This is a genomic window from bacterium (genome assembly GCA_020444325.1).
GTDB lineage: Bacteria > Bacteroidota > Ignavibacteria > SZUA-365 > SZUA-365 > BM516.
This window is the reverse complement of the sequence record JAHLLD010000009.1, coordinates 25157-38953: the sequence shown is the minus strand read 5'-3', so window position 1 is coordinate 38953 and position 13797 is coordinate 25157. Positions and strand designations below refer to the sequence as shown.

Here is a 13797-nt window from a genome sequence, read left to right as displayed (position 1 = left end):
GATATGCGGTTATTCTCAAGCAAAGCTAAAGATGAAAATGGACGGTGACGATGTGCATGCCCTTCTCGTATCGATACGTGACCTTCCACCTGTGGAAGGCAGCAATTTCACGTACGATGGATAATCCGAGTCCCGTCGCCTCTGTATCTCCTCCGGCCTTGCGGAAACGCTTGAACAAATCCTCGACCGGGACGTCGGGCGGATCGCCGGGATTCTCAACGCTCAGGGTGTCGGTGTTCAGGGTCACGCGAACGGTGCGCCCGTTTGCGGTATAGCGCAGGGCGTTGGAGAGCAGATTCGACAGCATGATGTCGAAGAGGTGCTGATTGACGGGCTGATGTGCATCTGCAGCGATGTCGGTCTCCAGCAGGTAGCCGGCAGAGTCGAACAGCTCCCGGACCGTCGTGATCTGGCGGGATACCAGTGCACCGAGATCCGTTCCGGGTCCGATATCATACTGTCTGTTCTCGAGCCGGGCGAGCAGCAGCAGGCTGCGATTCAGCCTCGTCAGACGATCCAACGCGGTTTCCATCGATGCGATCGTGTGAGCGGCATCACTCCCGGGGGCAATATCCTGCCGCAGACGATCCAGCTTGGTGCGGAGTACGGATAGCGGAGTCTGCAGTTCATGCGAGGCGTTCTCGGTGAATTCCTTCAGTGTCGAATACTCATTGCGTACCCGCGCGGTCAGTGCATCCAGTGCTGCCGTCATTTCGGCGAACTCTCTCGTTCGCGTCGCACTCCACTCGATATCAGCATCGTCACGGACCGAAAAGTCACGGAGTAAATCGAGGGTAGAGTAAAACGGCTTCCAGAGTCGTCGTGCAACCAGTCCGTGCACGATCACACTGGTGAGGACCAGGAATCCTCCTGCGAGGAGAAAGACGAGGAGCAGGGCCTCCGAAAGGTCTTCGGATTCGAGCCGCGACGAACGCACGGTAATGGCATACGCAGTGTCTCGCACCGTGCGTATGGCGTGAAGGACGCGAAACGGTTCTGCTTCGCTGCCGCCGTCTCGCAGCATGACATCCTGAAACTCGTCCTCAGTCTTCTGAACGCTCCCCGTTCCCAACACGCGCACATCAGCATCCCGAGGCTGCTGCTGCAGTGCGATCTGCCGTTGTGCCCGATCGCAGAGTCGGAGCAGATGCTCGTCGATCTCGTCGTTCATGATTCGTGTCAGGAGAAAGATCATGAAAACGCCGGCAACGACGAAGGCAGCAAGTACGAGAACCGCGCTCGTCAGAGTTGTTTTCCACATCAGTCTCATGGCGCTTCCATCCTGTACCCGATGCCGTAGAGCGTCTGAATGGCATCGGTCACACCCGCGTCCTGCAGTTTTTTCCGAAGATTGTTCAAGTGCACATACACGAACTGGAAATTGTCCGCCGTATCGTACGCATCGCCCCACAGGTGATCGGCGATGGCATGTTTGCTCAGGATACGTCCCGCATTCACGGCAAAATAGAGGAGCAATTCAAACTCCTTTGCCGTCAACGGAACCTCGGCAGCTCCGACGAGCACTTTCCGCGCACCGGGTTCGATCCGGATGCTACCGACGGCGATGGCATCATCGCTGTTCATGTAGCGCCTGCGGTACACGGCCTGCACGCGGGCATTGAGTTCAGCCACGTGGAAGGGTTTGGTCAGGTAATCGTCGGCTCCAGTTGCGAGCCCCTCGAGTTTGTCGTCGAGTGCATCCCTTGCAGAGATGATGATGATGCCGCTGCCGACCTGCATCTCCCTGAGCATGCGCAGCAATCGGAGTCCGCTGCCATCGGGGAGCATGATGTCGAGTATCACGACATCGTACTCATGCAGAAGCAGTTTCTCTTCCGCTTCCGCGAAGGTCCGCGCCGCTTCGCAAACACCGGTCTGCCCCTGGAGACTGTGCAGTATCTCCTCCAGCAGGGAAGGTTCGTCCTCAACTACGAGAATGTTCATGCAGCCAATATAACCACGAATTCTCAAGAACTTCTCAGATCCAGCCGGTTTCCCCGGATGCCATCCAGACTCGCAACACTGCTTGTCCTGCTGAGAGGCGAGTAGTTCAATCGATATCGACAGTCGGCAAATCCCGAACCCAGTCATATCAGGACATTGCAATTGGACGCATCTTAAAGTTTCAAATAGACGCACCATTTTTGCTCCAGAGCATCAAGCCTCGCCTCAAACCAGTGATCACACGCGAGGCCGTCTATGCGTGATGCCCGGATATAATTCCCCTCTTTGTCTCCACCCGAAAATCCCGTACTTTACCTAGCTAGGATTGACCTGTTGCATCGCATTTGATGCACCAGGGCATCCTCATGCGAATGAGGCGAAATTGGCATACGCGCTAGACTTAGGAAATAGCCCGTATCCTTGCTTTTATCGAATAATTTCAAGCACTTACGCCGGAATTTGTCTCGGGAATCACTCTGAATTCCGGTGTACTTGACTAACAGGGAGCACGTTAGTCAAGTGGAAATTGACTGTCTCACTCTTCACGGCACCCTCAGCAAACACATCTGATCCCTTCCTTACCGGTCATTCCAGCAATTGCAGAGTCTGGAAAAAACGCGTCATGCCCAGTCGACATGGAATCCAGGATCCGAAAACCAGAGGGATCGCTTGATATTCCAACCTCCTCACGATAGCTTCTTTGTAGAAAAAGATCTCGTGATGCGGTATCTTCTGTGCCTGGAGTTGATGTCCCTGTAACCATTGCATTCTCATGGTGTTATTGATTGTAGCCCACAATCCCATAACCAGTTATCTGATGCATTGACGTCGAGAGGTTGACCTTATGCGTTCATCATATGCGATAGCAGTCCTGATCCTGTTGACCGTACAGCTCACGGCGCAGCCATACCAAACAGTGTATCCCGGATTTGAGCATGTCGAGTACACCGGACTGTTCGTGCTCGGACAGCGGGTCTACCGGGTCGGTCTCGAGCATGTCATTGAGATGTCCTCCGACAATGGCGAGACCTGGCACTCCCTGACTCCACATGTGCGACAGTTCAATATCGTTCAGGTCGCCGCTGCGCGGGATTACGCTATCGCGACACTGCTGCCGATGCGCTGGGCGCCGGATGGGTGGGAGGATTCGACACATACATCCCTGCTGTTGTTTACGAAGGACGAAATCGAACCGAGGCTGATCGAAGTCCCGTGGTTCATTCCCGTGACAGAACCGTTCAGGCGCTATCTCTTCTGCGATGCAACTGACGACGCGATCTTTCTCCAACAGGGCTACACCGATGCCGCGCTGATACGCAGCACGGATCTCGGACGGACCTGGGAGAAGCTGCCCATCCCGGACTCCCTGAACACGAGACACTCCCTGTACTTTCATGACAGGGATGTCGGTATGTTAATAGGAATGCATCTCGGCATGGTGGGAACATTCGTGTTTACGACACAGGATGCCGGGCGAAGTTGGATGCGTGCGTCCGTCGCGCCTTGTCCAAGTTGGGGTGGCGAATTGTATGACAGACTGAAACCGCCCGCAATCTGGATCTCCGCGGACACCGTCATGTATCTCGATGAGAGTTACGTTACACAGATGTCGACCGATGGCGGGGAGACCTGGTCACCACAGACGAACTGGTCGGGTTCGATAACATCATACTTCCTGGGGAGGGATGGAAGCGGCTATCTCGCGTTCGATGGCGGTACGATCGCAAAAACCAGCGGTTTTGGTGCGAACGCTATCACCATCCGCGAATCGCTGTACCTCAACAGCCGGCAGATACCCCTCCTCCTGCACACTGAACCCGACAATCTGTTTTATGCGGATGTGTATGGCGTGACTGCACACAGTAATGATGGCGGACTCAGCTGGGTGGATGAAAAATACCAGCGATACACGTCCGCGACCAGACCTCGTATATTCTCGATGGATACGGTGTTCATGAGCGTGTATCCGACGCAGGAGCCGTATTCATCAAATTGGTACATGCGAACGACGGACGGAGGGGAGACCTGGGACGAGTGTATCGACATGCGCAACCGAGACTGGGAGAATCTTCACGTCGCCACCCCGGAGGTCTGGTATGCAACGAGAGCTACAACCCCGGAGGACGACGACATTGTCCTTCGAACGTCGGATGCGGGACGCACCTGGAATGCCGTTGATGAAGGTTCATCCGACTGGCTGCGGATCAACACGTGGAAGGGAACGTTTTCCGTCGGTGAGGAGGTGTTCTGGTTCCCCATGGATTCTGTGTTCCGCGCTACAAACGACGGTGGGACCACCTGGCGCAGCATCGATCCGGGTGTTGGGAGACTGTACCAGGGTACGCTCGACATCTCTCACTATCCGTACTGTTATTTCGTTACTGCCGGCCTGATCTTCAGCTCCACTGACGGGGGTGACCACTGGTCGAGATTTCCATCTGCCCCAAGATCGTGGAGAACGGGACAGCTCGCGATCACACCAAACGGGACCGTGTATGTTCAGGCTCGGGATAACAGCTCGGGAGCTTCGGTGGAGAAAATGTTCCGCTCCTTCGATCACGGCGCGACATGGGATTCCGTCGATGTCACTCAAACGCAGATCACGTTTTCCACGATCGATGACGAAGGAAGGAGTTGCGGGTATGCTGCCAGGTCGATCTTTCAAGGAGGGCGACCTATGGTGTCAACGACCGACGGATGGCAGACGTTTCGGGTGGAAGGCGAGATGTTCTCCGACGTGTTTCAGGATATCCGGTTTATCGACAGCGACAACGGATACGTGACGACGAGATATTCCATCTTCAAAACCACCAACGGCGGCATCAACTGGACGAACGTGACGCCCTCCATTCCACAATCCCCCCGCATCCTCTCCATCTGGCCGCAGCCGCTGACGCAGGGCGGGATGATGAGCACGGAGATCGAACTCATCCGGCCGGGACCCGTTCGCATCGAACTCTACGACCTTCTCGGCCGCAGGAGGGCGGTGGTGTGGGATGCCGAGGTCACTGTCACCCGGCGAACTGTGCAATGGTCCACCATCGGACTCGAACGCGGGGTGTACGTGCTGCGGATGGCGGCGGGAAATGGCGTGGCGAGCGGCAAGGTGGTGGTGAATTAAAGAGAGGTTGGTTGCCGGTGCATTTTTCGCTGCGATTCGGCATTTTGACTGAGAGCGGATGTAAGAGAAACATCTTGTATCTTTCTCCATTCGACAACTTTCCGGTTACTGAAGACATGTTGAAGAGAGCACAAATACTGGAACTCCTGCGATCAAGCAAGGACGATCTTGAAAGACGTTACTCCGTCAGACGCATCGGACTGTTTGGCTCGGTGATCCGTGGTGAAGAAAGCGCCGGAAGCGATATCGATATCGTTGTGGATATGAAACACCCGACCTTCGACAAATACATGGATCTGAAATTCCACTTGGAGCGAGTGATCGGAAGAGAGGTCGATCTTGTTTTGCTCGAAAGCATCAAGCCCCGACTCAAATCGGTGATCTCACGCGAGACAGTCTATGCGTGATGCCCGGATATAATTCCTCCCTTTGTCTCCACCCGAAATTCCCGTATTTTACCTTGATTCGTCTGATCCGATCAAACTTGAGTCAGGCGAATTAGTCAAGCACGCTAGACAAAAAATCTAGCGTGTTTGAAGCGGTGACTCGCACCTGGTTTTAGTCAAGTTTGGCCTGTGATCGCCTCCGGGATTAAAGTCGATTTTCTCTCCGGAGTATCGCTGCAACTGACAGTCATGAAACGAGTTACCGGCATTTGCGAATGTGGCGAAATTGGCATACGCGCTAGACTTAGGATCTAGTGGGCTTAGTCCCGTGGGGGTTCGAGTCCCCCCATTCGCACAGAGATCTTAAACTGATAGACAAGGAGCACTTTTGGAAGTCCTGATTAATTCGAAGAACGACGTCTCTCACGAGATGGAAATCATTGTCCCCTACGAAGAACTGCTGCCGCATTTCGACAAGGCGTATCGCGAAGAGGGGAAGAATATCGTCATCCCCGGCTTCCGCCGTGGACGCGTCCCCCTGCAGATCATCAAGAAACGCTTCGGTGAGGCGATCGAGTACCAGGTGATCGAGAAGCTATCGAATGACTTTTTCCGTGAGGCAGTCGAGGAGCGCGATCTCAAACCGGTCGGACAGCCTGTGCTGAAGGACATGGATTATCAGAAGGGCGAAAAACTCACCGTCAAAGTTGCCTACGAGACAGAACCTGACGTGGTCGCAAAGGACTACAAGGGACTACAGCTCGAGCAGCTCAAGCATGAGGTGACGGACGAGGAGGTCGAAGACGAAATCGAGGGCATCCTCAAATCACGTCGCAACCTCGAGGCTGTCGAGAAAGCGGATGATGATGATTTCCTCGTGACCATCGATATCCAGATGCTCGACGATGACGGAAATCCCAAAGAGGGTCAGCACAACGAGAACATGAAGGTCGAACTCGATGACGAGTATATGAATCGCGACCTGAAGGCCGAGCTGCTCAACATGAAGGTGGGCGAGGAGAAGGATGTCGAGCTGACGCATCAGCACGATGACCATGAGCATATCGAGAAAGCGCATATCATCGTCAAGAACATCGAGCATGTGACGCTGCCGGAGCTGACCGACGAGTTTGCTTCCGACTACACGAATGAGCAGGCGAAGACGGTTGATGAACTGCGGCAGATGGTGCGCGACCGTCTCGTCGAGGTCTGGGCCGATCGCTACAAACAGCAGCTCGAAAACGACATGGTCACCGAGATCATCAAGCGCAATTCCTTCGATGCCCCCGATACCATGGTCGAAAGCATCCTCGACGACTGGGTGAAGCAGATCAAGGAACGCCAGCCCGGACAGCAGATGCCGCCTGATTTCGACATGGAAGGCTATCGCGATTCCCGCCGCCAGGAAGCGGAATTTACTGCGAAATGGATGTACCTGCGCGACAGTATTATCGAGCAGGAGGGAATCAAACTGGAGGACAGCGATGTTGAGGAGAAAGCGGAACGCGACAGCGCCGCCATGGGCATCGATAAAGAGCGCCTGATTGAGTTCTACAAGAGCTCGCCGCAGTACACGCAGACCATTCTCGTCGAAAAACTCGTTGCCTTCCTCAAGGAAAACGCAGAGATCAAGGAAATCGACGATGACGATATTTCGCAGACGGGGATGGGACAGCTGGCCGACGTCGCCGAACAGGCAGGTGCAGGTGAGCAGGACAATGTGAATGAGGACGGCACTGTCGACGCGGAATTCGAGAATATCGAAGAGGACGCCTCCGCCGAAGATAATTCACCGGAAGACTCAGCAACGAAGGATGCGTGATATGACAGACAAGTTCAAGGATATGTCCAGCATGTCCATACCGCCCTACGATCAGCTCGTTCCCGTCGTCGTCGAACAGACGGGCCGTGGCGAACGCAGCTGGGATATCTTTTCCCGCCTGCTCCGTGAACGTATCATCTTTCTCGGCACCGCCATCGACGACCACATCGCCAGCCTCATCGTGGCACAGCTCCTCTTCCTCGAATCCGAGGATCCGGAGAAGGATATTTTCCTTTATATCAACAGTCCGGGCGGCAGTGTGTCGGCGGGACTCGCCATTTACGACACCATGCAGCATATTCGCTCGGATGTCTCCACCATCTGTGTGGGACTCGCGGCCTCGATGGGCGCCATCCTCCTCGCGGGCGGCGCAGCCAAGAAGCGCATCGCGCTGCCGCATTCCCGCATCATGATCCATCAGCCGATGGGTGGTACACAGGGACAGGCATCCGACATCGAAATCTATACCCGCGAAATGATGCGTACGCGAAATCAGCTTTACGATATCATCGCACATCACACCGGAAAATCGCGTGAAGAGATCACGAAAGATTCCGATCGTGACAAGTACATGCTTTCTGAAGAAGCACTCGAATACGGCATCATCGATACCGTGCTCAAAGGCAAGCAGAAACCCGGCGAGAGCTGATAGCTCCAGCACATCTCAAAGCGCGGATATTTGTGTATATTGGTGGACGAAGCACTCGTCCACCTTTTTTATTGTCATGAAATACACCCGAACAGTTACCTCCGTCCTGATCGCGCTGGTGTTTGCGGGTTGCGCCGGAACGGCACCTGAAAACATCCGCCATTATCCCGTTCAGATAACCAATATCGGCGCCGCCGTCAATTCCGAAGAAGACGAGTTTGCACCGAGCATTACGGCAAATGGACTCCGCATGGTTTTTACCCGCGGACACACGAGCGCACCGTTCGAACGGGACTTTTACGAGAGTTCGCTGGAAGGTGATTTCTGGCGGCGTCCCCTCATCGCCCAGGGCGACATCAATACTCCCCTGAATGAAGGGTCTCCGAGCATTGCCGCGGATGGACAGGCACTGTTCTTCGCCGCGGCGGACCGGGCGGACGGTGAAGGGAAGTCCGATATTTATCGCTCATTGCTGATCGGGAAGGACTGGGGCCAGGGTGAAAACCTCGGCTGGCCGGTGAATACCGATGACTGGGAATCCCATCCCTCGATTTCCGCGAACGGCAATACCCTGTATTTCGTCTCGGACCGCGACGGTGGACAGGGGGGACTCGATATCTGGATCAGTGATTGTGACTCCATGGGATTCTGGCAGCGGCCCTACAATGCCGGACCCATTATCAACACGGACGGCGATGAAGTCTCACCGTACATTGCCTCGGACGGCGTGACCCTGTATTTCGCCAGTGATGGACATCCGGGCCTCGGCGGTACGGATATGTTCGTGACACGCAAAATGCTGAAGGGGTGGACGGAGCCGACAAACCTGGGTATCCCGCTCAACTCTGAGCTCAACGACGAATTTTTTACACTCGCGGCAAAAGGAAATACGGTGTATTTCTCTTCCCGTCGCGACGATGGCTTCGGTGGATATGATCTCTACCAGGCCGCACCGAACCCGTTTCCTCCCGGTGCTGTCATCGTGCTGTCGGGGACGGTGCGAGAACGCAGCACGCGCGATCCGCTGGCCGCAACACTCACCGTGCGCGATGCGGAAACCGGTACGGTGATCGGGACGCATCAAAGCAACGCCTATACAGGGGAGTATATTATCGTCCTTACTGCGGGAGCGGTATATGACGTCACTGCCGAGTCAGGCACGTTCGACCCGGTTTCAGAACGTTTCGATCTGCTCAACCGTGAGGTCTACGGGGAAATTACCCATGATTTCCTGCTCGGCGAAGAAGCCGCGAAAGGCGACTTGACTGCCAGCGTTCGCGCGGATGTGCTCGATTTCTCGCTCATCAGAAATACCGCAGGGACGACAGGGCTGACCATCGAAGAGATCGTGGGACGTGAGACCGTGCCGCTTCTCAACTACGTATTTTTCGATGAGGATAAGGCGGAGCTGCCTGCTCGATATGAAAAACTTGCTCCCGCCGAAGCGGAATCCTTCGCCATCGCATCACTGCCGGAAGGGACGCTCGAGCGGTATTACCACATGCTCAATATCGTGGCGAAGCGGATGAAACAGCGTCCCGCTTCTTCCATCACGCTCACCGGTACGACGGACGGCAAGGAGCTTCGCAGCATCGCTGAGGCGCGTGCACGCACTGTGGCCTCGTATTTCACCGATGTCTGGGGCATTGAGCAGGATCGTGTGCGTGTCGATGCGCGCGGGCTTCCCGCAGCACCCTCAAGCAGCCGCTCGCAACAGGGACGCGCGGAGAACCGTCGCGTGGAATTGACATCCACCGACGCCGAACTTCTCGCACCGATCGAAACATCCTCCGTGCAGCGCCTGCTCAAACCTGATCGTGTGCGTTTCTACCCCTCCATCACTGCTGAGGAAGGACTCTCACGCTGGGAATTCAAAGTCACCGACGGCGACCAGGTCATGCGCGACAGCGACGGCTATGCGACATATCCTGACAGTATCTCATGGAACTGGCGCAACCTTGCGGGCGAACTCCCCACTGGCGATACCCTCCGCTTTACGCTGTATGCGAAAGACGAAAAGGGAAGCGAGGTGACCACGAAACCGCAGACCATTCCAGTCAACGTGCTCACGCTGCAGAAGAAAAACGTGGAGAAGTTGCCTGGCAGGAGCATTGAGAAAATCAGCCTCATCCTGTTCGACTATGATCGTTCCGATCTCGGCGCACGCAACCGGGAAATCCTTCGTAACGCCGCAGACCGGCTTACCACGAAATCGACGATGATTATTCGTGGATACACCGACGCTCTGGGGGATGAAACATACAACCAGCGGCTTTCCGAACGGCGTGCCGAAGCCGTACGCGCGCAACTCGATGATATGCTCGGCAACGCCGCCATGCGTTCCGAGGGTGTTGGTGAGTCGAAACTGCTGTTCGATAACGCATTGCCCGAAGGAAGGTTCTACTGCCGCACTGTGCAGATCCTTATCGAAACCATAGACTGAGGCTGAACATGAACGTGAGGCTGAACATGCGACATGCAATCTGGGGATTGCTGCTGTTGCTGTTGATTCCGGGCTGCCTCAATTACGAACAGCACGGAACGATCGAGGAGGATGGCTCCGGAACGGTGGACATCCACTACTGGATCAAAGAAAACCTGTTCATGGTGATGGACAAGGGGAAGCTGGCGTTCAACGAAGACTCCGTACGCCTGCAGTACCAGGCCGAAGGGGTCGAAGTGCTGGAGGCGTCGACGACATCCGACAGCGATGACAGTACGCGTCATGTACACACGAAATTGAAGTTCGATGCGCTGCAGGATCTGTCCAATTGCGAAGGCTTCAAGGGAACGACGTTCATCTGGCAGAGCGAAGGTGACTTCTTCCGCTTCGAGCAGCAGATGGATGCGACAATGTCTTCGTCTGAAGACCTGCTGCGAGATTTCACCTTCACATACGCGTGGACCTTCCCGGGGGACATCCGTTCGACGAACGCCGACAGCACTGACGAGCGCACAGCAGTCTGGATCATTCCGCTCTCCGATTTCGACAAAGACAATGTTCTCGAAGCCAAAATCGAAGCCTCCACTGGCAGGCATGTCGACTGGGTACTTGGCATCCTTCTCATCGCCGTCATACTCGTCTTCACTTTCCGTTTCCTCCGCCGCAGAGCGGACAAGAAGTAGCTCCAATAAGGAAGGGGAACCGCGATGTCGCGAAGGTACGAAGGAAATGAGGCGCCGTTACGTGGCGTGTTTTTCCCGATCCGTCCCGCAGTGCGGGTCGGATCGGAGTTCTTGCCACTCTGTGGCGTTTTCGCTCCGCTGTTGCGGAGCGTATTTTAATCGACGAAGCTCGCTGAAACCTCCTACGCGAAGCGTTGGAAATGCCTTCGCGTAGCGAAAACAACTCCCACGCCCTGGCGTGGGAAACAACTCTTTCGTGAGATCCCAAAAGAAAAGGACGTCTATGCTGACGTCCTTTTTTCATAAACTTTGATGTATCCTTGCCCGCTACTTGGTCAGCGTCATCCGTTTGGTAAGGAGAGCACCTTCGGTCTGCAGCTGGTAGAAGTATACTCCGCTGGAGAGGTCGGCAGCGTTGAATTCGATCACATGCGCGCCGGGATTGACGGACTCATCGGCCAGCGTGGCGACGACTTCGCCGAGTGCGTTGATCACGCGGAGGACGACATGCTGGCGCTGCGGCACTTCGAAGCGAATCGTCGTCGAAGGATTGAAGGGGTTCGGATAATTCTGATACAGCTCGACGGACGTGGGACGCGCGAAGGGATCAACATCCACCGTCGTGCGCTCGTCGTCGATATAGAAGTTCACCAATGTCGTACGAGAGGGGGACGTAGGTGAAGTATACGCCATTTCTACCGGCATCGATTCTGTCGGTTTGGCGGGACTGTACACCTCATGGAAGCTGTACTGCGGATTATCCGCGAACAGAAGGTAGTCACCCTGGCCGAGACCCGGCAGTGAGTACCAGCCCAGACTGTCGGAGACGGCGAAGCCCATGATGTCTCCGGTGTTGTTATCCTGTGCGAACACGAGCGTACCCGGCACGGGTATGCGTTCGCTTCCGACACGCAGGATGACCTGTCCATAAAATACGCCAATACCGTTGCGCACCACTTCCTGCAGCTCGAAATCGAAATCCTGCATTGTGCCGAGCGGAGTGATTTCCTCACTCTCAACGAAGTTCAGGCGCCCGTTGTTCGAATGGTAATACTGCGGGGCAAGCCGCGTATCCATGGGAATAGCCAGCAGCGCAGAAGGCGGCGATTCTTCAAGGTCGTCAAAGCGGTAGACACCATTACTGTCGGTAACGACGGACTTGTACTTACGGTAGGTATGTCCGCCGCCTGCACCACGTTTCATCTCTGAGTCGATGAGCACGATGGTGGCCTGTTTGCTCACGCCGGTATTCTTGCTGCTGACCTTGCCGTAAATCGTGTTGACGGTCGGGGCAGCTTCAGGGAGGTTGAATGTCCGGGATGCCCCTGTGCTTCCTACATGAAATGCCTTGGCGAGCATGGCGTTGGTTACGTTCCCGGAGAATGCATTCAGGTATCCCGGTTTCTCGACAACTGCATAATAGTCTTCACCGACAGGCAGCGAGAGAATATACTTGCCCGTGAAGTCGGTATAGACGACCGTGTCCACGAGCGATTGACGCCATTCCTTTTCGGCTCCAACGTCAAGTGTATTTGTTCCGGGCTGATCACCAATGTGGATGAAATTCTCTTTCGCATAAATCGATACCTTAGCGTTTTCGAGTTCGACTCCGCGATCATCATAAACGCGGCCAATGACACCGGTACGGGTACCGGGCTTTGGCAGAAGGTAAAATTCGTAACGAATGGTATCGCCTTCGGCGAGAGGCAGTCGTGCGGCATTATCAATGCTGACCTGATTGCTGTACCACTGGGTTTTGTAATCCGGATGCGGCGAAGTCGCGTGTGCGCTGGTCTTCCCCGCCTCGACATAATCGAGTGTGAAATTGCCGTCCGCATCCGTAACCGTGGTATAATCCAGATCGCTGGACCACTGCTTGACCGTGACCTGTGCGTTTGCCAGCGGTTTGCTGTTGATTGTTCGTACGAAGCCCTGGATGGTCCCGGCGTGCTCTGCGGTCGTGACGAAGAATTCCTGATAATCCTGCTCGTTCGTATACCAGTCTTTTGCTTCGAGAGTGACTTTAAAACGTCCAACAGAAGAAGGTACCCAGCTGATATAAGTGGTGCCGTCTGCGAGATTACGGGGATCCATGCCAGGAGGAGCGTTGTGTAATTTGTACTCGATATTCTGGCGTGCCGGATTGGCGAGTCTGATCTGATAGACCCACTCATTGCCCACCAGCGCAGTGCTGGGAGCAGTGGAGACAATCTTCAGACCAGAACGCGGGGGCAGCACTTCGATAGCGACGATTGAGGAATAGCCAGTCTGCCCGCTTGAGTACTTTGCGACAACGAGATATTTGTATGACTTCGAAATCTCAACTTCAAAGTCCGTCCACTGCACGGCGGTCGCGCTGTATATCTGTGCCTTGATTTTCAGGGGAACAGTATCGTCCTCGTCACCCCGGTAGATCCAGTAGGAGGACGGTGTGAGTCCGCCGACGGGTGCTTCCCAATTGAGCGTAACATACCCGTTGACATCAACGTGTGCCTGCAGATTTCTTGGCGGTTCCTGTGCCCATGACAGCGTGGTCATGCACAGCAGGAGGGCAAGCAGTATGGAAGCTGAACGTAACAAGTATAGACTACTCGATTATTCCCGTAAAAATTAGTGGATCGAGACTAATAATGCAAAGAAAAATGACGTTTTTCACATTAAGTTTACATTAATACACATGCGATTTTCATGCCATTTCACGGCCCCTTAAACAGACCCGTTAGCCCCGTTTTTGTTACAACGGCATCAT

General features: G+C 54.8%; 9 protein-coding genes and 1 tRNA gene. 7 read left to right on the top strand and 3 right to left on the bottom strand.

Translation table 11 applies throughout. The annotated features are described in order from the left end of the window. Positions 1–25 precede the first annotated feature (25 nt). Both KQI65_12340 and KQI65_12335 read right to left on the bottom strand, forming a co-directional pair. Complete coding sequence (locus tag KQI65_12340) at positions 26–1270, bottom strand: HAMP domain-containing histidine kinase (GenBank protein MCB2205526.1); 1245 nt, start codon at positions 1268–1270, stop codon at positions 26–28. After that, positions 1267–1944 carry a response regulator transcription factor gene (locus KQI65_12335; GenBank protein MCB2205525.1) on the bottom strand — a complete coding sequence of 226 codons (678 nt, stop codon included), beginning with the start codon at positions 1942–1944 and terminating at the stop codon, positions 1267–1269. Before KQI65_12335 ends, KQI65_12340 begins: the two co-directional genes overlap by 4 nt. Positions 1945–2788: 844 nt before the next feature. Between KQI65_12335 and KQI65_12330 the strand changes: the two genes are divergently transcribed. From KQI65_12330 to KQI65_12300, 7 genes are all read left to right on the top strand, one after another. Further along, entirely contained in the window at positions 2789–5065 is a 2277-nt protein-coding gene (locus KQI65_12330) for a T9SS type A sorting domain-containing protein (protein ID MCB2205524.1), read from the top strand. A 116-nt stretch (positions 5066–5181) separates the two neighbouring features. After that, positions 5182–5472: a nucleotidyltransferase family protein gene (locus tag KQI65_12325; protein ID MCB2205523.1), complete on the top strand. Its 291-nt coding sequence runs from the start codon at positions 5182–5184 to the stop codon at positions 5470–5472. Positions 5473–5722: 250 nt separating this feature from the next. Next, positions 5723–5806: transfer RNA gene (locus KQI65_12320), tRNA-Leu, on the top strand. A gap of 33 nt (positions 5807–5839) precedes the next feature. After that, positions 5840–7273 carry a trigger factor gene (gene tig / locus KQI65_12315; protein ID MCB2205522.1) on the top strand — a complete coding sequence of 478 codons (1434 nt, stop codon included), beginning with the start codon at positions 5840–5842 and terminating at the stop codon, positions 7271–7273. Positions 7274–7295: 22 nt separating this feature from the next. Continuing rightward, complete coding sequence (gene clpP / locus KQI65_12310) at positions 7296–7922, top strand: ATP-dependent Clp endopeptidase proteolytic subunit ClpP (protein ID MCB2205521.1); 627 nt, start codon at positions 7296–7298, stop codon at positions 7920–7922. A 76-nt stretch (positions 7923–7998) separates the two neighbouring features. Next, the gene (locus KQI65_12305) at positions 7999–10365 is read left to right on the top strand and encodes an OmpA family protein (GenBank protein MCB2205520.1); all 2367 of its coding nucleotides are present in this window, start codon (positions 7999–8001) and stop codon (positions 10363–10365) included. Between the two features lie 26 nt (positions 10366–10391). Beyond that, a complete protein-coding gene (locus KQI65_12300) occupies positions 10392–11048 on the top strand; it encodes a hypothetical protein (GenBank protein MCB2205519.1) in 657 nt (218 codons plus the stop codon). Between the two features lie 327 nt (positions 11049–11375). On the opposite strand, the gene KQI65_12295 is transcribed toward KQI65_12300, so the two are convergent. Next, positions 11376–13628 carry a carboxypeptidase regulatory-like domain-containing protein gene (locus KQI65_12295; protein MCB2205518.1) on the bottom strand — a complete coding sequence of 751 codons (2253 nt, stop codon included), beginning with the start codon at positions 13626–13628 and terminating at the stop codon, positions 11376–11378. Positions 13629–13797 lie beyond the last annotated feature (169 nt).